This is a genomic window from Ruminiclostridium cellobioparum DSM 1351 = ATCC 15832 (genome assembly GCF_000621505.1).
GTDB classification, from domain to species: domain Bacteria; phylum Bacillota; class Clostridia; order Acetivibrionales; family DSM-1351; genus Ruminiclostridium; species Ruminiclostridium cellobioparum.
The window spans coordinates 67,280-86,876 of sequence record NZ_JHYD01000030.1 but is presented as its reverse complement, the minus strand read 5'-3'; the positions used below and the strand labels follow the sequence as shown (position 1 = coordinate 86,876).

Sequence of the window (19,597 nt, the reverse complement as noted above, 5' to 3'; positions counted from 1 at the left end):
ACAATATTTGTTATAAAATGATTGGTGTTATAGTAAAAACATAAGGAGTATTTGAGAATGATAAAGGGTACGCCAGAATACATTAAATTAATGAACAAAAAAACAGTTCTTTCATTAATTGTAAAGGAAAAGTCTATATCTAGAGCAATGATTTCTACCCTTACCAATTTGAGCAAGTCTACTGTTTCCTCCATCGTCGAAGAATTACTGGGCGAAAATATTATAAGGGAAAAGGGAGAAGGAATTTCTACGAAACTAGGCGGCAGAAAGCCTATAGAACTGGTGTTTAACCCATCTGCAGGGTATATAATAGGTATTGACATAGGTGCGTCCAAAAGCATCTGTGTAATATCCGACCTGTCTGGAAAAATATTATTAAAAGAAGTAATACAGAGAATAAACTCCAAAGAGGACAAATATTTAAACAGCATTGTGCAGATTATTAAGGAAATGGTTACCAGACTGGGGATTAATGACAGGTTAATCGGTGTCGGGGTAGGCATTCCCGGAACTGCCGATATTGAAAACGGGATTGCAAGGTTTGTACCAAAGCTTAATTGGGTGGATTTCCCCATCAGGGATGTACTTGCAAAAGAATTAAATCTGGACGTATTTATTGATAATGACGTAAATATGGCAGTCTTCGGAGAAAAGTGGCTTGGAGTTGGAAAAGAATACAGCAATTTCGTGTTTATATCCATTGGAGATGGTATTGGGAGCGGAATTATTATAGATAATAAAATATACAGAGGCAACAATTATACCGGAGGAGAAATAGGATATCTTGTACTTTCAAAAGATGCTTTAAAAACAGAAATCTATACACCGGATGCCTATGGCTATTTTGAAAGTGTAGCTTCAGGAAGTGCTATCGAGAGGAAAATGAACATCAGCTGCAAAGAGGTCTTTGAAAAGGCTCTTCACAATGATAAGGCTTCCATTGAAGCAGTTAATGAGATGACTGAATATCTGAGTATGGGAATTTCAAATATAGTGAGTATACTAAGTCCCCAGGCAGTTATTCTGGGCGGCGGAGTATCAAAGGCAGGACTTGGTTTGCTGCTGACAATAAGGAAAGAAGTGGCAAGACTTACTCCGGTTGAAGCGGAAATAGTTTTGTCAGAGCTGGAAGATGATGCCGGCGTTATGGGGTGTGTAGCCACCGTGCTGGCAGAAAAATATGGAATCAGTTTTTATTGAGGGGGAATTCTATATGTATACAAAAGAATATGTTGAGCAGATGGATGGCACGCACTTTCCAGGCAAAACTTTTCAGGATTGTGTCCTGGCTCCGATTTTTGACACCCAAAAGAATTATTATGCCGGGCCATTTATTGAAATAAGCAAGGCTCACGCAGTTATGCTGTATGAACAGAAAATAATTACATTGCAGGAAGCAAGGGATATTCTGGCGGGACTCAGGCAGATCGAAGCAATTGATATGAATGACAGGACATATGATCCTTCCTATGAGGATATGTTCTTTATGATAGAGCATGAGCTGGAAAGCCTGGTGGGCAGGGATACCGCAGGAAGACTGCACATTGCAAGAAGCCGGAATGATATAGACATATGCGAATTTCGTATGGTGCTGAGGCAGAAGGTTCTTGAAGTAATGGAAGCATTGAACATATTCCGGCAGGTATTACTTTCCCTGGCCGGAGAAAACATAAATACAGTCATGCCTGCATATACGCATACACAACCGGCCCAGCCAAGTACCCTGGCCCACTATATATTAGCATTTCAGGACTCCTTGGAACGGGATTTCACCAGATTTGTCCAGGTGGTGAAAACCATAAACCACAGCCCTCTGGGTGCCGCAGCCATCACAACCACAGGATTCCCCATAAACCGGCAGAGAACCGGTGAATTATTGGGATTTGACGGTCTTGTTGAAAATTCATACGATAGTATTGCAGGCTGCGATTATCTGACCGAATGCGCAGCGGTTCTTGCAATTATGAATACCAGCTTGTCAAGGTTTATGAAAGATACATTGGATTTTTGTACAAAGGAATTTAATGTTTTTTATTTGTCTGATCCATATGTACAAACCAGCAGCATCATGCCTCAGAAAAGGAATCCTTCTTCCCTGGAGCAGACCAGACCGGCTATCAGCAAAGCTATAGCCGAAGCAAAAAGTATATTTGACATTCTGCACAACACACCTTTTGGAGATATAGTCGATACCGAAGAACAATTGCAGCCGCATCTGTATGATTCAATAAAATATACAATCAGAGCGTTAAAAATGCTGAGCTCTGTTTTTGCTACCTTGAAGGTCAATAAGGACATACTTTTGCAGAGGGCTCATGAAGGATTTATTACTGCCACCGAATTAGCCGACGTGCTGGTAAGGGATAAGGGCCTGTCCTTCCGTCACAGCCATAAGATAACCAGTACAATAGTAAAACATATGGTAAAGAATGGACAGAAAGCGCAGGATATAACGCCTCAGATAATTTCAGACATATCAAGGGAGATACTGGGGAGATCAATAGATCTTGAACCTGCCGAGATTGAAAAGGCATTGGATCCGGTTAATTTTATCAATGTCAGATCGGTTACAGGGGGACCGGCACCCGAAGAGACCGAAAGGATGCTGACAAACAGAGGGGAAGCTCTTGAAAGGGATCAGAGTTTGTTGAAGCAATGTATTGAGAAACTGAAAGATGCCGAACGTCTTCTGAATGAAGCGATGGAAAATATTATTTGCTGTGAGCCCCTGGCTTAAAGGGTGATTGTGGGGGTGCAAAATAAAATTAGCTTGCCTGTTTTTGTGATTTGTGTTAAAATATAAAATCGTATGTGAGAAAACTTTTTCACATAAATAAAATATGAACATCCTTGCTCTGTACTCCTGTTACAGAGCCGTAAAGTCCGAGGGGAGGTGACCGGTAATGTTAAAGAAGTATGAAACTATCTTTATTATCAATTCAGAGGTTGGAGAGGAATCCACAAAAGCCCTGGTTGAAAAATTTAAGACTATGCTCGAAACTTCAGCCCAGCTCGAAAGCATTGATGAGTGGGGTAAGAGAAAGTTGGCATATGAGATTGATGACAAGAACGAGGGTTATTACGTGCTTGCTAATTTTTCATCAGAGCCAAGTTTTCCTGCTGAATTAGAGAGAATGTATAAAATCACTGAAGGAATCCTTAAATATATCGTAATAGCTAAGGATTAATTGTTGATTGTAAGGTGAGGCTTGCTTTATTAAAAGTATCTTTCACGTTTCGTTAACAAGTGTTTTTATTACTATTGACTGCGTGATCCGTGCTTTAGCACGCCGCGAGTAAAGGGAAGGTTAGTATGAACAAAGTTGTATTGATGGGTAGACTTACTAAAGATCCTGATCTGAGATACACCAGTGGAAACAATACTGCTGTCGCAAGTTTTTCCATTGCTGTAAACAGACGTGTTACTGCAAAGGAAGGTCAGCCCCAGGCTGATTTCATAAATATTGTAGCATGGAACAAAACTGCTGAATTTTGTGGGAAGTATTTTACAAAGGGAATGCAGGTAGCCATCGTTGGAAGGCTTCAGACCAGAACCTGGGATGACAACGAAGGTAAACGTCATTATGTTACTGAAGTAGTAGCCGACGAAACCTACTTTGCCGACAGCAAGAGGAGCGGAGAAGGCGGAGCGGGTGCTCCGGCACCCAGAACCTATTCCGAAAATCCTGCGTCATCGGGGGATGGCTTCTATCCAATGGATGAGGATGATGAACTTCCGTTCTAAATGGAAGGCAGGATCCATAAACAGTGAATCAATTGAACGAATTATAAATGATAATCAGTACCGTACGGCGGTACATGAAAGGAGGATTTTCAAATGCCAGGACCAAAGAGAGATAACAGAAGAAACGATAGAGATTCTTATGATAAGGGCGAAGGTAAGGGCGGCATGAGAATGAGAAGAGCAAAGAAAAAAGTTTGCTCATTCTGTGTTGATAAGGCTACTGATATAGATTACAAAGATGTTGCCAAGATCAGAAAGTATGTTTCTGAAAGAGGTAAGATTCTTCCCAGAAGAATATCAGGAAACTGTGCCAAGCACCAGCGTCAGCTGACAGTTGCCGTGAAGAGAGCAAGACATATTGCTTTGCTTCCGTACACTGCGGAGTAAGAATTATAAAGGCCGGAACAACGGCTTAACAGAGAAAATATAATTATCAATAGAAAACCCGCCGGATCATTTCTGTTCTCGTTCAAAGGGACAGATTGTGAACCGGGGTTGTTATGTACAAGGCGAACGGCGCAAGCTGTCCGCCTTGTGCTGTTTAAGCGATATTTTCCTGCTGTGTCTGTGTATCCTCTGCCTTTTCTTCGGCAACCTGCTCCACGCTGTCCATGATGCCCACGTCCCGGTAGACGATGCGGATTGCCTGTTCAGCGGTGCGGGAGTATCTGGTACTCTTTTCGCCCACCTCAATCCTTGCGATGAAGAGCCTCAGAATTTCGGGAGTTAGTTCGCGGATTTCCGTGTACCGCTTCGCTTTTTCAATAAAAGCATCCACATTGGAGGCGGAGTCCATCAGCTTCTGCAGCCGTGTTTCCTTGGCAGGGATTGCATCCCGGAGTACCTTCTGCTCGTCATTGTAATCAGCGGACAGCATACGAAACTGCTCATTGGTTACCCGGCCCAGCACATTATCTTCATAAAGGCGTTTAAACAGCGATGTGAGTTCTGAATCTCTGCGCTTTGCCGCATCCAGCTCCCGTTGCAGACTGTTCATCTCCTTGCGAAGCTCCACCGAGTTTTTGCGGTTGATGTACTCCGCGAAGAGGGCTTCTTTTTGCCTTGCGAAATGGGTCACCCTGCGCAGATCGTCAAGGATAATCTGAACCAGATCGCACTCTCTGATGTAGTGGGAGGAGCAGACCTCCTTGCCTCTTTTCTTGTAGGTGTAGCACATGAAGTTGTTTTTGACCGCATCCATCGTGTGTGCCCGATGCAGGACGAGGGGCTTTCCGCAGTCGGTGCAGAACACCAATCCGGAGAATAAATTCGGTTCCTCCATCTGCTTGGGAACACGCTTTTTCCGCTGGCGAAGCTCCTGTACCATATCCCACTGCTCCTGCGTGATCAGCGCTTCATGGGTGTCCTTTACCAGAATCTGCTCGGACTCATCGTGGTAAACGGCTTTCTTGTTCTTGTAGGACAGGGTGGTTGTCCTCAATCCCGGCATGTGTCCGAGATAGGTTCTATTATCCAAGATGCCTGTTACCGAACTGGAAGTCCAGCGGTAGGGGCTTGAAGTATCCAGACTCTTGTGTTCCTTTCCTGTCATGCGGTAGTAGTAATTAGTGGGATTGAGCACCTGCTCCTGCGTGAGAATCCGGGCGATCTGGTTGGGGCCTTTCCCTCCCACGCACAGGCTGAATATGCGCTGTACAATGGGTGCGGTTTCTTCATCAGGAACGATGCCCTTGCGGACGCTTTCATCCCTGCGGTAACCGTAGGGCGGTCTGCCGCCGAGGATTTCCCCCCGCTCCGCCTGCATCCGCTTGACCGCACGAACCTTCTTGCTGGAGTCCTTCGCATGGAGCTCGTTGAACCAATTCCTCATAGGAGTGAAGTCATTGCTGCTCTCGTACAGGGAATCCACGCCATCATTGACCGCGATAAAGCGGATGCCCTTCTGGGGAAAGAAGATTTCCGTGTAATACCCCACCTGTAAATATTCTCTGCCAAGCCTTGATAAGTCCTTTACGATCAGGGTTTCCACCTGATCCTGTTCAATCAGCCCCAGCAGTTCGTTCCATGAGGGCCGGTTGAAGTTGGTTCCCGAGTACCCATCGTCATACAGGAATTTCACATTGGCGAAGCCGTTTTCCTTTGCGTATTTTTCAAGGAGCAGCCGCTGGTTCTGAATGCTGTTGGAGTCTCCCTTTAAGTCATCCTCCTGACTGAGTCTGCCGTATAAAATCGTATATTTTTCTTGGTTTGCCATCATCAAAATCTCCTTTCTTGCGGCAAACCGGTACGGTATTACACATCATACCGCAACCGTTTCCGCAAGTCTACTGAATTCAAGCGGTGTGTGCTTCCTTTTTCAGCTCAGCATCGATGACTTTCAACAGCCTGTCGGTAGGGGTACTGTCAGCCTGCGGCGGGAATACGGAGCAAATCCGAAAGCGGCGGCCCTCAATAACCATGCTTCTCTGAGCGGTGGTTTGGTCGGTATCGAAGCATACCAGTGCGTCCTCAAAGCAGGGTGCGGTCTTTCCGTTTTCTGTTTCTTCGTGTACAACCTCGGCGGTTTCATAGGCGCCGAGTATGCCGGTCTGCAGATAATGCTGTCCAATTTTTTGTTCTCTGTCCATGGTTTTCCTTTCTCCCCGCAGGGGACTACATCGTCAGATCCATTTCCTGTTCCTGCTCGCTTTGGAGCTTGTGTCCCTGGGCCAGCTTTTTGCGGGCCTCCCGCTGCTTCTGCTTGCTGTCCGTCCATGAATGCGGCGTAAGCGGAGACGGTACATCACCCATCTTCTCTACATTTTTGCCGAGGGAAATCAAATCTTCAGCAAGGGGATCAGCCTTTTCCACTTGCCCCAGCCAGCCTTCGGGCGGCTCCGGGGTCAGCGGAGTAAAGCCATGCTCGGCGCGATAGGCAAACAGTTTCTCCAGATTTCCCTTGAGGTAGGTGTCATCGTGGAGCTTGTTGTCCCGGCATTTCATGCCGTTCGGGCAGATGTAGGTAATGTATTTCCGGGTGTCGCTCCACTGCACCTTGTAGCCCTCATACTCCATGTTCTGAATGAAGCTCTCCCGGTCGGGGCTGTACAGCAGGGCGTCCTCGATGGCTCTGATGAGGGTAAACTTCCAGCTCTCGCCCCGCTCAGCGGCACGGTATTCTCCGGCCAGCGCCCGCTTTTTCTTCTGACCTTTATGATAACTCTCCAGCACGGGCTGGCCGTGGGCCATGCAGATTTCATCGTTGACCCGGCGGTGCTGTACCAGGTCATCGTGATTCTGGTGCAGCTTTTTGCCGGTTTTAAAGCTGACCGAGTTGACCAGAAGGTGGTTGTGGAGATTGTCTGTGTCGCAGTGGGTGGCCACCAAAACCTCGTAGTCGGGGAACTGACGGGCGGCAAGCTCCATGCCGATTTGGTGAACCTCCTGGGGCGTCAGGCCGGTGTCCTCGGGGAAGGACTGGACGAACTGGAAGAATTGCTGCTTATCCGTTTTCCGGTATTGCTGCTTGGTGGTCATCATTTCGAGATAAGCGGTGTAGGCGCTGCAGTTAAAACCGGATACCAAGCTTTGCCCTTCATAGGTGGTTTTCTTCGCATTGACGGCATAGAGCATGGTCCCCAGCAGCGCCCCTTTGGTCTGTTTCTGATTCTTGATTGGGGTAAAGGTAGCCATCACAGCACCTCCGTCAGCTTGCGAAGCTGGCTGTGGACGTTCGCAAGAGTTTCCTCAAACTCGTCCAGCTTGACAGCCTGCACCTTTCCCATGTTGCAGAGAATAGTCAGCCGGTTGAGGTTTCTGCCGAGGGCTTTCAGCTCCCGCACCATTTCCGGCAGGCTGTCGATTACAATGATCCTCCGGTTCAGCGCCGTATCGATCATAAATTCCGAGGTTGTCCGTCCTGCCCGTTTTGCCCTATTCATGATCGCAGCCTTTTCCTGCGCCGTCATCCGGATGTTGAATCGTTCACTTTTCATATGCTTATTCGCTCCCTTCGTCTCACGGGGTGTGGGGCAGCGCCCCGCTTCTTATGCGGTCGGCGTACAGCCGAACGCTATGCTTGCCCCTCCCAACGGGAGGGTTTTCGTACCGCAGTCCCTTCATTTCATCCAGCCCGTCAGATAAATTTGAAACCGCTCCCCACACCCGCCCAAATCGCCGGATTTCTCCGCATTGGTGCAGTTATCCCGCCCCGCTCCGCAAAGGCTCGCACAGGGGCGGACAGGGGGCAACGTGGGGCAATATTTCCTCCGCTGACGGCTGTGACGGCAAAGACGGCAAATCTGTGGGGGCGTGTTCTGCCGTCATGCCGTCATTGCCGTCATAACGGAGGGTAAACTCCCGCCGTTCAAAGCTGCGCTGATCGGAATAGGCAATTTTGTTCTTTTGCAGAAAATCCATATGCTTCATAATTTTCTTCTTCAGCACCGCCGGGAGATATTCCGCTGCGCCAAACAGCTTGAGCCGCTCCGCAAGCTCGGTAGCGGTACCGGTGAACACAACCACCGATTTCATAAAGTCAGAGAGAAGAAAAATCACCTCGTCCACTTTTTGCTCTGCCGTTTCAATCGGTTGAAGCAGTTCCCAGAGGAAAGTATCTTTGTTGAACCCCAAAAACAATTCCCGGCTTTCGATATCCCTGCCGGTGCAGAGAAGGGCTGCGGTGTTTTCGGTCCGCTTGTCCTTCTGCAAGATAAAGCTGCTGTCTGCGCCTCCCGCGATTCCTGTGGTGCCGGAGATCATATTCAGCGGATCGCTGTCAGCACTTTTTCTCAGGTGATGAACCAGAACCATGGCAAGCTTATGCTTATCCGCAATCTGCTTGAGGGCATTGATGTCGTCGTAGTCAGTAGCATAGGGATTGGCATTTGAGGAAACTGTTTTGCGAACCTTTTGCAGAGTGTCGATGACGATGAGTCCCGTGCCGGTATGCTCCTTCAGAAAATTTTCAATCTGAACCTCAAGACCATTTCCGATGGCATCGCTCATAATTGCAAAGTGTAAATTGGCCGGGGCCTCATCGGTAATTTCAAACAGCCTGCTTTGGATTCTGGCAAAGCTGTCCTCCAAGCAGAGATAGAGTACCTCGCATTTTCGGGTTTCAAAGCCCCACACCGGTTCTCCCTTTGCCGCTTGGAGACAAATCCAGAGAGCCAGCCAGCTCTTTCCGATTTTCGGAGCGCCTGCAAGGATATGCAGACCCTGCGGGATGAGTCCGCCTACAATAAACCTGAGCGGATCCATGGGTGTGGTCATCAGGGTTTCCGCATCCATGGTTTCTAACTTATTTTTCATGCCATATCACCTCTTTTCTTTTTGCTGCTTTCATTGTAGAAAAGATTGTGGTATCCTTATATCGTGAATGGAAAGAATTTTATTTTTTATAAATCCATTCTTTGCTTAGAGGTGTGACATGGAGATTACCTATCCTTTTGCCAGGGTTTTTACCGACAGCACAAATAAGCTCAACGTGTTTTTCCTGCACGACGCCGAGCATTCCACCTTTCAACAGATTGGCGATATCGGAACCGGCATTGTGGATTTCTGCGAGCTTGATTTTTCCGAGGTGCAGAATAAAATACAGGCACTGGAAACCATGGTGATTTCCAATGCCCACTTTAAAGATATTCAGGCGGGATTTTATGAAGCGGTTGACTTGCTGAAAGAGAAGCACAGCTATGCGCACTTTTTCATAAACAGTGAAGTGGTACGGACACTCCGGGCGTCCGAAAAATCCAAGGAAGAACAGATTGATTACTTGCTTTTCGTTTTTCATTACTATTTTGACTTGCAGAAGGGATACAATGAGGCACTGGAGTTCTGCCTGAGCACACAGGTGCTGACAAAGCAGACGCTTTCCGAACGGTATGTGATGTACTGCAATCTGCAGCCGAATTTTGCCCAGCACATTTTGCGTTCCATGTATGGGATTGCGCCGATTGCAAACGGGAAGTTCGACACAAGCAAGCTGATCCGGTTTGATGATCCCGCGGCGGCCGACACAAAAAAAGTCCTTCAAAATATTCATCGGGACAGCGGGCATGCCGTCAGCATGTGGCAGTATTTCGCCATTCAGAGCCTGGAGGAAATGCTTTACCTTGAGTTTATGGAGATGATCAAACGGGGTATCCGCATCAAGCGCTGCGCCTTGTGCGACCGGTACTTCGTTCTTGCGGACAAGCGTAAGCGGGATTACTGCGATAGAATTTACAAGGGTAAGCGCACCTGCAAGCAGATTGGAGCAAAACAGAAGTTCAATAAAGATATCGAGGATCAACCCTGCCTGCAGGAATTCCAGACGATTTACAACCGTATGTACTCCCGGTATTACCGCATGGATGCCTTGGACAGCGGCCGCCAGACCAACAAACTGACCGAGGAACAATTCAAGGCGTGGGCTGAGATTGCCGCCAAAGCCCGCAGGGAATACAAGGCCGGTGAAATCAGCGGCGAGGAGTTGCTGGAGCGGATAAAGATAGATTAGCATAACTGCATAAAGCTCGGCTGAAAACAATTTGAAACAATGTGATTTCACCCTCTTGCAATCCTTTCCGAAGGACGCTAACATCAAGCAAACTTGTGAGGGGAGGGAATTATTTTGGCTGACTATGCTGCAATGTATAGGCGATTGTTTAACTCAGCGACTGATGCCATCGCCATTTTGCAAAAGGCACAGCAGGACACCGAGGAGATGTATATGGCTTCGCCGGAGCCAGATATTCGGGTGTTGGAACCGAAAAAGCCGGAGGATGATGAATAGCAACACAGAGGCGCGGTAGGAATATCCCTACCGCGTTTTCTCTCTCTACGACATAATCCCCTTCAGCAATAGCTTCATATGCGCCACCGCCTGCTCCTTTAAATCAAAGTCAGGATAGCGGATGCACCACTCGTAGCAGATTCCCCGAATCGCCATTACAAAATGTCTGGACAGGGTATCCAGCGGCAGTGCAGTTTGGAACTCGCCTTGCCGGATACCCTGTTCCAACAATTCACTGAACATCGCGTACAGTTTGCGGCTATAGCCCATAACCGTTTCCATCGGGACGGTTTTTGTAAGTTGTATCTGATAGACCACTTTCATCGTATCATAACCGATGGTATCTGTAATCACAGTAGCGATTTTTTCGGTAAAAGCTAACATAATGCCGGAAGCGGACATATCCGCAGATAAGGACTCCAGAAAGCCTTTATAGTCCAAATCTACTCTAGCTGTCTCATCAGCGAGAAGTGCGACGATCAGCGCATCCTTGGACGGATAATGCACAAAAAATGTCCCCTTGCTCACCCCGGCACTACGAGTGATATCCTCCACGCTGACATCGGAAATTTCTCTCGTTGTAAGTAGCTTTCGGGCGCTTTCGTACAGGTTTTTCTTAGTTTGCAGACCCTGCAGTTTTTTGAGGTTGGGCTTTTTCTCTATCATGGGTTTCTCCTCATTATATTTTCACGCATTATCAAGGAAGTTCATGGAAAAGTTGCAGCTAATCATGAGCTCCTTTTTATTGCATTTTCAAACCGTTCGCAGTATAATATAAGCAGATACTAACCTCGGTCATTATAACTATTCTAACACGAACTGACGCGTAACACAACCAACTAAACATCATCGGATCATTCGGGAGAATGGTGGTTGGCAAGAGGATCAAAATTTTATTTTATAAGGAGAGATGAACAATGGAAGCATTTATCGGAACAATCATGGCATGGCCAATAGCATGGGCACCGGAAGGATGGGCACTTTGCCAGGGACAAACGCTAAACATCTCACAGCATCAGGCGCTTTTCTCACTTCTCGGAACCACCTACGGCGGTAACGGCACAACGACATTTGCGCTCCCCAACCTTGCAGGAAGAGTCATTATTGGAGTTGGTCAGGGTGCCGGAACCTCCAACTATCAGTTGGGTCAAGCCGGAGGTGTAGAAACGGTAGCACTTTCCGCAAACCAGTTGCCGGCTCACAACCACTCTATTCCTGCCAACACGAATCCGGCAGGGATAAGTACCCCCAGTGCAACCGCCGTTTTATCGCAAGCAGTGACTGAGGATACGGGGGAAGTCTGCAAGCTTTACACGACCGCTGCAGCAAATTCTTCTATAGCACCAACAGGTATAGCAGGACAAAATGCTGCGCACCCAAATGTCCAGCCGTATCTGGCGCTGAACTACATCATTTGCCTTAATGGGCTTTATCCGCCTCGCCCATAGGTACAAACACTTCTTCTTGCAGAGCAGGAAGATGACAGGAGGGATCAAAGCGATGAAACAAGTATTTAATAAAACCATATCCCTTGTCCTGACATTTGCATTATCGTTTGGGCTGCTCCCCTCCGCTGCTTTTGCGGCGGAAGGGGAATCCAAAATACAGGACAGTGGTACATCAAAGCCTGCTCTGACCATTGAGATAAGCGGCGTCACGGACAACGGCGCCGCTCTGGAACTTACCGCAGATCAGGACGGCACGGTCTACTATCTGATACAGGAAGCATCAAAGAACGAGCCGGATGCGGAAGCCATAAAAAATGCCGAATCGGCAGCAATATCCGCAGCTACGCCGGTCACAGTGGATGCGAAAGATCTTTTGAGCGGCACAGCCTATATGGCATACGGAATTGTGGTAACGGAAAACGCTCTGCCGGGGGATTCTGTTGCCACGGACTCAGATGCGGAAAGCCCTGACCGCACAGCCGGGGGTGAATCGGTTTCCTCCATTGCATCAGCAGGCTTTACGACCAGGAGCGTCCAAGTCGCGCCAACCGTTTCTTTTCTTACGGCACAGCTTACGGCGGAGGGCGCGGACCTGACCTTTGAGGCCGATCAGGATGGGTCTTACTACTGCATGGTTGATGAGACGGAGACAGCCGCCCCCGATGCGGCAGCCTTGAAAGCGCAGAGCGCAGGGGTGGCAAAGGCAAGCGGCACAGTTACCTCCGGTTCGGCAATCGCTGTTTCCCTCATTGCCGAGTTGAGCACGGAGAAGCAGTATACCGCCTATCTGGTGGCGGAGAATGCGGAAGGCTTGCTTTCCGAGGTACAGACGCTGCCGGTAGAAACGCTTATGCTGGCGCGGGGGACTTTGTCGGCGGGAACGCCGAACACAAGCTGGTATACTCCGGGAGCTGCATCATACACGATCAACACTGCTGACCAGCTTGCAGGAGTGTCGCTGCTTTTATCAAATGCAACTGTAGCGGAGGGTTTTGCAGGGAAAACAATTACTTTGACTAATGATGTTGATCTGTCTGCTTATCAAAGTGGTGACGGCTGGATACCTATAGGAACATCCTCTTATCCCTTTAAGGGAACTTTTAATGGCGATGGAAGTACCATTACTGGGTTGAGCATCTCATACTGCTCAGATTACATCGGCTTATTTGGCACAGTGGATGGCGGATCTGTACAAAACCTCAAGCTTGATAACGTGAATATCAATATCTCATCAAATGCATCTGCTACAGGCGGGATTGCCGGATCGATTTCAAATAATGCCACAATCGAAAGCTGTATTGTCAGCGGCATCATTGCGTTACCTAATGGTTCAGGGGGTGCCGGCGGAATTGTAGGGAGCTTTAACAGCAGTGGTGCCACAAGTACCGTTCGCAATTGCATTAGCACGGCGACTGTATCCTGTGACCAAAAAGCCGGTGGAATTGCCGGAACTTCATTCGGCGTAATCGAAAATTGTTATACTACAGGAACGATGACCGCAGGCACAGACGCGATTGCAAAAGGTGCAGGTGGCATTGTGGGAGTGGCAAGTAAAAATTCTCGAACCACTGGCTGTGCCGCCATGAACAGCTCGGTTACTGCTAACCAAGCGGGCAGAGTGATTGGACGTAACATCACCACAGTTACACCCGCTCCAGTCATAAGCAACAACTATGCTTCTTCCAATATATTGGTAAATGGCTCTGTTGTTTCAGGCGGTGCGGCTGATGATGTAAACGGCGTACCTAAAAATGCTGCCGATTGGCTCGCGGCCGCCACATGGGGAAGCTCCGGCTTAAATTGGGATACCGATGTATGGGATATCGCGAACGGAAGCCTGCCCTCGCTGAAAATTTTCGGTGCGGCACCGCCCGCATCCATCATCGAAATCACGCAGCAACCGGAGTCGATTACCAATGTCCTTGTGGGCAGCATTTCCGGCTCATTGTCGGTAGCTGCAAGTGTAACCCCAGCTGGGCCGCTCAGCTATCAATGGTATCAAAACACCACAGACTCCAATACTGGCGGCACAGCGGTATCGGGCGCAAACGGTGAGAGCTTTGCGATTCCCACCGCATTAACGGCGGGAACTTACTACTATTTCTGCGAGGTAAGCGCGGGATCAACCTCCGTCCGCTCCAACGCGGCAAGGGTGAATGTGTCCGCTGTAGCTGATAAGACAGCGCCAACGCCGGGGGGCGCAGGGGCAATTCAGCTTGAATCAGCAGCTTCCGCCACTCCAATCGTCAAGCTCACATGGACGAAAGCCACAGATAATCTTTCGGCACAAAACAAGCTGAAATATTTTGTTTATCGCTCCACGTCCAACAATATCGGGACGGCATCGGAATGCGAGAACAACGGAATCTTGCTGAATTCGGGCGGCACTGCGGACATTGCCACTCATAATCTCTCAAACCCAGAAGTGGATACAACTTACTATTTCAATATCGTGGTTCAGGATGAATCCGGAAATAGGGCTGCGTACCAGCCTGTTCTCAAAAATGGCATCGTCTTTTCTACTCAGCCATCGGGAATAACCGTGGTGCAGGGATTTGTCAGCGCCGCCCTTTCTGCAGCGGCCACCGCAGAACCGAGTGCGTCCGTCAGCTATCAATGGTATGTCAGAACTATTGACGTCTATGCGGTGCCAAGCGTCGATCAGATTAGCGGTGCGACAAACCCCGGATATGCATTACCGACAACGCTGACCACAGGGGACTATTACTATTACTGCAAAGCCAGCATCGACGGGGGAAGGATTTGGGCCTATTCTGACAAGGTAAAGGTAACGGTTCTTGCGGAAGCGGCAACACCGACGATTACCGGGCCGACCACTATGGCGGTGGAGGAAGGGTACTCCGCTACTTCAACCGGAACATATGCTATAACGGGCACCCATCCGACCACTGTAACCCAAAAATCGGGCGATGCCAAGATCACATGGAACGATGCAGAAAAGCGGCTGGACATTGCCGCGGGCCTTGCACCGGGCAGCTATCCCGTCACGCTGGAAGCCGCCCATCCCTCCGGGAAAAAAGGCACGCTCAGCTTTACCCTGACGGTCAATCCCTCGCCGGTGACCTCAGTGACGATCAAGACACCACCAACCAAAACGAGCTATAAAGCAGGTGAAGTCCTCGACCTCACCGGTCTTGTGGTGACGCTGACCAAAAGCGTCGGTGACCCGGAGGACGTGGCCCTTGCGAATTTCAGCGCAAAGGGCATCACCGCGACTCCGGCAAACGGCGCTGTGCTCGCCGGGGGAATCACCGCCGTTACCATCACCACCTCCAACGGCAAAACGGCCAGCCAGCCGATCACGGTGAAATACCTTCAGGCGGCTCCGGGCAAGCCGGAGCTTCAGGAGAAAAGCGCAACGGGTGTTACGCTCAAAACCATCACGGGCGCACAGTACCGCATGGATAGCGGCGCATGGCAGGATAGCCCCGTATTCGCAGGACTGCTGCCCAACACGGTTTACAATTTCTATGCTTACTATCCCGAAACAGGTACTCACGCCGCCTCACTGGTCAGCGACGGGCTGGCGGTCACCACCGATATGGCGGCGCTGTCCGGCACGGTGACGATTTCCGGCACAGCGAAATTCGGAGAAACACTGACGGCGGATGCAAGCCTTACCGCCACGCCGAATGTGGCGCTGGGGGCTCTTTCCTACCAGTGGAAACGGGACGATGTGAATATCAGCGGAAGCACCAACAAAGTCTACACCCTCACAGTGGATGATATCGGCAAGTCCATCACCGTCACCGTGACGGCGGCCAATTGCGATGGCTCCGTTACCTCAGACGCCACCGCTCCGGTGGCCAAGCTGCCCCAGGACGCACCCAGTGCACCGGTACTCTCCAATAAAACCCCGGTTTCTGTCACGCTGGTTTCCTGGGCAGCCATGGAATATTCCAAGAACGGAACCACATGGCAGAGCAGCAATAGCTTTACCGGGCTTACCCCCAATACGGCATACACCTTCACAATGCGGCTGGCGGCAACGGCGACCCATGAGGCATCTCTTTCAAGCCCGCCGCTGACCGTGACAACCAACAAGGCGGCGCTTTCGGGCACCTTGACCACCGCAGGGATCGCCAAATACGGCAGCACGATCTTTGCAAATGTGAGCGCACTTTCCACAACCCCTGCGGGGGCTGATATGGGCAGCCTCACCTACGAATGGCTGCGAAATGACATTACCATCAGCGGCGTGAGCGGCAACAGCTACACGCTGACAGCGGAGGACATCGGGAAAACCATCTCCGTAACCGTCAGCGCGGCAAACTGCGACGGCTCTGTCACCTCCGCGCCAACCGCGGCCGTTGAAAAAGAATCCGGACCCTTGGCGCCGTCCGTCACCTTCTCCTTCGACGGTGCAAATGCCAACAGACTCATGGGCGCAACCGCTTTGATGGAGTACAGTCTAAACGGCGGCACAAGCTGGGCGGACTGCGCTGCGGATATGGAGCTGACCGCCGCAAGCATCACGACAAGCGGCATCAAGGTGCGGGTTAAGGGAACCGCCACACATTTGGAGGGTGCGGTTCAGACCATCGCCATCACCAAGGCGGCAGCACCAACAGGCATTGGCAAAACGAATGAAACCTTTGTGGGAAATGACGGCACCCTCACAGGTGTGTCAAGCCTGATGGAATACAAGCTGAGCACGGCGACTGGCTATACCGCCATTTCCGGCAGCACTGTCACCGGTCTTGCAGCCGGAACCTATCATGTTCGGATCAAGGCCACCGGCACGGTGCTGGCCAGCGACAATCAGGAGCTGACCATTGCGGCGTTTGTAAAGAGCACACCCGCCGCATCGGATTTGACCTATTCCCTGACCGCCGTGAACTACGACGGCAATGCCAAACCCCTGTCCGTGACGGCAGCATCCGGCAAGAATTTGGGTGCAATTACCGTCAAATATGACGGCAGCACCACCGCACCCACCAATGCGGGCGCCTATGCCGTTACCGTGGATATTGCCGGAAACGCGGAATACAACACAGTTATCGGGCTATCCCTCGGCAACTATACTGTCAATAAAATTGCCTATACGGGTACAAAAACCTTGTCGGTAAGCGTACCGACAAGCGGGCAGACAGGCGCGACCGTGACGCTTCCCGCACTGCCGGCAGGCGCAAGCTACGGAGTCCCCGTTCCATTCGGCTCTTTGGTGACAGACCCGCCGAGCATTGATGGCGTCACATTAACGTATGTTGCGCATCCGAGCGTGTCAGGGAATGTTAGCCACATTAAAATTCCTGTGAGGGGCGCGACCAACTACAACGATTATGACATCACTGTAACGGTTACCTCCACGGAAAAGACGCCGCAGGCGATCTCCTACGCAAGCACCGCCATCGCCAAGACCTACGGGGATGCCAGGTTCGTAAACCCCTTAACACAAACAACCGTCAACGGTTTGGTCACCTATGCAAGTGATGACCTCACCGTGGCGACAGTCAACCCCGCCACCGGCGAGGTAAGCATTGTCGGCGCGGGAAGTGCCGTCATTACTGCCACTGCTGCCGAAACAAGCACCCACACAAAGGCTGAGGCAAGCTACACCGTATCGGTTACAAAAAAAGCACTTACCCTGAAAGCGGATGACAAGAGTATGACCAAAGGTGCCGGGTTACCAATCTTCACTTATACAACCGCAGGCTTGATAAACGGCGATACTGTGACAACCGCGCCAACCATGTCTACTGCCACCGATGGCATGGCTGTCGGTACCTTTGAGATTACCATCTCAGGCGGAGTGGTAACAAACGCCGCAAGCTATGACATTACCTACATAAAGGGCACCTTAACTGTGGCGGATCGGCTATTCACTGCCACGGTAACAAACGGTACAGGCGGCGGAAGCTATGCCGAGGGGGCAACCGTTACGATTACGGCAAATGACAGAAGCGGCTATACGTTCACAGGCTGGAGCGGTGCGGATGTAACCTTTGCGGATACAGCCGCAAAGACAACAACCTTCACGATGCCCGCAAAAGCAGTAACCGTTACCGCAAACTATCGTCAAAACAGTTCCGGAGGCGGTTCACCCTCCGGCGGTGGATTCACACCCCCTGCCACACCCCAAACAAAGCCCAATCAGCCGACGGCAGGAACGGCTCCCGTGACCGCTGTGGCGGGTACAAACGGTACCGCCAGCGCGTCCATCCCTGACAAAGCCATCACCGACGCCATTTCCAAGGCACAAGCCGATGCAAAAGCACAGGGCAATGCCTCAAACGGCATTTCTGTGGAGTTGAATGTCACAATGCCACAGGGTGCGACCTCCTTGACCACCACGCTGTCCCAAAGCGCCCTGAACAGCCTTGTGAGCGCAGGCGTGACCAGCCTGACCATCAACGGCTCTCCTGTGAAGGTGACCTTTGATCTGAAAGCTTTGCAGGAAATCCAGAAACAGAGCAATGGAGTCATCAACGTCTCCATTGCGCCGCAGGCGAAGCTTTCCACAGCGGCCAAAGCCATAATCGGAACAAGACCGGTGTATGACCTCACGGTGGGCTACGGCTCCGGCAAAACCGTTTCCAACTTCGGAGGCGGCACTGCCACCATATCCGTCCCCTACACCCCCGCAAAAGGGGAAGCCATCGGCGGTTTATATGCCGTGTATGTGGATGCCAAGGGCAACGCAACCCGCATTGCAGGCTCCGCCTACGACGCAAACAGCAGAAGTATCATCTTCACCACAACCCACTTCTCGGTATACGGCGTGGGATATACGGCTCCAAGCGCCAAGTTTACCGACATCAGCACCCATTGGAGCAAGGAATCCATTGATTATGTGGTTGGCAGAGGTTTACTCTCCGGCACATCAAAAACAACCTTCGCGCCGAACACTGCCATGACACGGGGAATGCTGGTGACAGCCCTCGGCAGACTGGCAGGCGTGGAGGTGAAGGCATACACCCAGAGCAGCTTCACTGATGTAAAGGCAGACAGCGCGTTCGGCCCCTACATCGAATGGGCGTATAAAAAAGGCATTGTGCAGGGCATCGGCAACCAGCAGTTTGCACCCGACCGGGCAATCACCCGTGAGGAAATTGCGGTCATCTTCGCAAACTTCGCCAAGGCTACCGGCTATAAGCTGCCTGTAATCCGTGAAGCAAGCACCTATGCGGACGATTCCAGCATCGGCAGCACCTATAAAACAGCGGTAACAGCTATGCAGCAGGCAGGGATTATGATGGGAGAAACAAACAACAAGTTTAATCCCAAATCCAATGCCACCCGCGCCGAAGTCAGCGCCATGCTCCACCGCTACATCAAACTGACCATTGACCCGGCAACCGCACAGGGCTGGGCGCTGGATGACGATGGACAGTATATGTACTACAAGGACGGCAAAGCCCTCACCGGCACACAGACCATCGACGGCGTGAAGTATTTCTTTGAAACCACCGGTGTACTAAAAACCGGCTGGGTGAAGGACGGCGGCAACTGGCGGTACTATTCCGGGAACAAGGCCGCTGTGGGCTGGCTGGACATCAGCGACAAACGCTATTATTTCACCAAGAACGGCCTCATGGTGTCCGGCAAGTGGCTCCAGATTGATGGCAAGTGGTATTACTTCAACTCCGATGGCTCCCTTGCCAAAGACACGAAAGTGGATGGCTATGAGGTGGACAAAAACGGCGTAAGAAAGACGAAGTAATA

At 50.3% G+C, this 19,597-nt stretch carries 15 protein-coding genes; 9 read left to right on the top strand and 6 right to left on the bottom strand.

The window, feature by feature from the left end:
* Window positions 1–57: 57 nt before the first annotated feature.
* From T344_RS0112185 to rpsR, 5 genes are all read left to right on the top strand, one after another.
* Window positions 58–1,200, top strand: a complete 1,143-nt coding sequence (locus tag T344_RS0112185) for an ROK family protein (protein WP_034861271.1) — start codon at window positions 58–60, stop codon at window positions 1,198–1,200.
* Window positions 1,201–1,213: 13 nt separating this feature from the next.
* Window positions 1,214–2,737, top strand: a complete 1,524-nt coding sequence (gene argH, locus T344_RS0112180; RefSeq protein WP_027628949.1) for an argininosuccinate lyase — start codon at window positions 1,214–1,216, stop codon at window positions 2,735–2,737.
* A 166-nt stretch (window positions 2,738–2,903) separates the two neighbouring features.
* Entirely contained in the window at window positions 2,904–3,188 is a 285-nt protein-coding gene (gene rpsF, locus T344_RS0112175; RefSeq protein WP_004625120.1) for a 30S ribosomal protein S6, read from the top strand.
* A gap of 125 nt (window positions 3,189–3,313) precedes the next feature.
* Window positions 3,314–3,745 carry a single-stranded DNA-binding protein gene (locus tag T344_RS0112170; protein ID WP_004625203.1) on the top strand — a complete coding sequence of 144 codons (432 nt, stop codon included), beginning with the start codon at window positions 3,314–3,316 and terminating at the stop codon, window positions 3,743–3,745.
* Between the two features lie 93 nt (window positions 3,746–3,838).
* A complete protein-coding gene (gene rpsR, locus T344_RS0112165) occupies window positions 3,839–4,132 on the top strand; it encodes a 30S ribosomal protein S18 (protein ID WP_004625148.1) in 294 nt (97 codons plus the stop codon).
* Between the two features lie 154 nt (window positions 4,133–4,286).
* On the opposite strand, the gene T344_RS28120 is transcribed toward rpsR, so the two are convergent.
* The 5 genes from T344_RS28120 to T344_RS0112140 form a co-directional block, all read right to left on the bottom strand.
* Window positions 4,287–5,963 (bottom strand): recombinase family protein, encoded by a 1,677-nt coding sequence (locus T344_RS28120; RefSeq protein ID WP_051571800.1) that lies wholly within the window; start codon window positions 5,961–5,963, stop codon window positions 4,287–4,289.
* 76 nt (window positions 5,964–6,039) lie between these two features.
* On the bottom strand, window positions 6,040–6,333 hold the full coding sequence (locus tag T344_RS0112155; RefSeq protein WP_027628948.1) for a hypothetical protein: 294 nt from the start codon (window positions 6,331–6,333) through the stop codon (window positions 6,040–6,042).
* Window positions 6,334–6,358: 25 nt separating this feature from the next.
* Window positions 6,359–7,378 (bottom strand): relaxase/mobilization nuclease domain-containing protein, encoded by a 1,020-nt coding sequence (locus T344_RS28115; protein WP_051571798.1) that lies wholly within the window; start codon window positions 7,376–7,378, stop codon window positions 6,359–6,361.
* Window positions 7,378–7,680: a plasmid mobilization protein gene (locus T344_RS0112145; RefSeq protein WP_027628947.1), complete on the bottom strand. Its 303-nt coding sequence runs from the start codon at window positions 7,678–7,680 to the stop codon at window positions 7,378–7,380. Before T344_RS0112145 ends, T344_RS28115 begins: the two co-directional genes overlap by 1 nt.
* Before the next feature lie 205 nt (window positions 7,681–7,885).
* Complete coding sequence (locus tag T344_RS0112140) at window positions 7,886–8,977, bottom strand: AAA family ATPase (protein ID WP_278246155.1); 1,092 nt, start codon at window positions 8,975–8,977, stop codon at window positions 7,886–7,888.
* 139 nt (window positions 8,978–9,116) lie between these two features.
* On the opposite strand from T344_RS0112140, the gene T344_RS31540 reads away from it, so the two are divergent.
* Window positions 9,117–10,187, top strand: coding sequence for a DUF6076 domain-containing protein (locus tag T344_RS31540; RefSeq protein WP_242842071.1), 1,071 nt, complete (start codon window positions 9,117–9,119; stop codon window positions 10,185–10,187).
* A gap of 114 nt (window positions 10,188–10,301) precedes the next feature.
* A complete protein-coding gene (locus tag T344_RS31245) occupies window positions 10,302–10,463 on the top strand; it encodes a hypothetical protein (RefSeq protein ID WP_169738702.1) in 162 nt (53 codons plus the stop codon).
* Between the two features lie 45 nt (window positions 10,464–10,508).
* Here T344_RS31245 and T344_RS31735 read toward each other — a convergent pair whose 3' ends face one another.
* Window positions 10,509–11,129: a TetR/AcrR family transcriptional regulator gene (locus T344_RS31735; RefSeq protein ID WP_027628944.1), complete on the bottom strand. Its 621-nt coding sequence runs from the start codon at window positions 11,127–11,129 to the stop codon at window positions 10,509–10,511.
* A gap of 275 nt (window positions 11,130–11,404) precedes the next feature.
* Between T344_RS31735 and T344_RS0112120 the strand changes: the two genes are divergently transcribed.
* Both T344_RS0112120 and T344_RS28110 read left to right on the top strand, forming a co-directional pair.
* The gene (locus tag T344_RS0112120; RefSeq protein ID WP_242842070.1) at window positions 11,405–11,911 is read left to right on the top strand and encodes a phage tail protein; all 507 of its coding nucleotides are present in this window, start codon (window positions 11,405–11,407) and stop codon (window positions 11,909–11,911) included.
* 52 nt (window positions 11,912–11,963) lie between these two features.
* The gene (locus T344_RS28110) at window positions 11,964–19,595 is read left to right on the top strand and encodes an S-layer homology domain-containing protein (protein WP_034861266.1); all 7,632 of its coding nucleotides are present in this window, start codon (window positions 11,964–11,966) and stop codon (window positions 19,593–19,595) included.
* Window positions 19,596–19,597 lie beyond the last annotated feature (2 nt).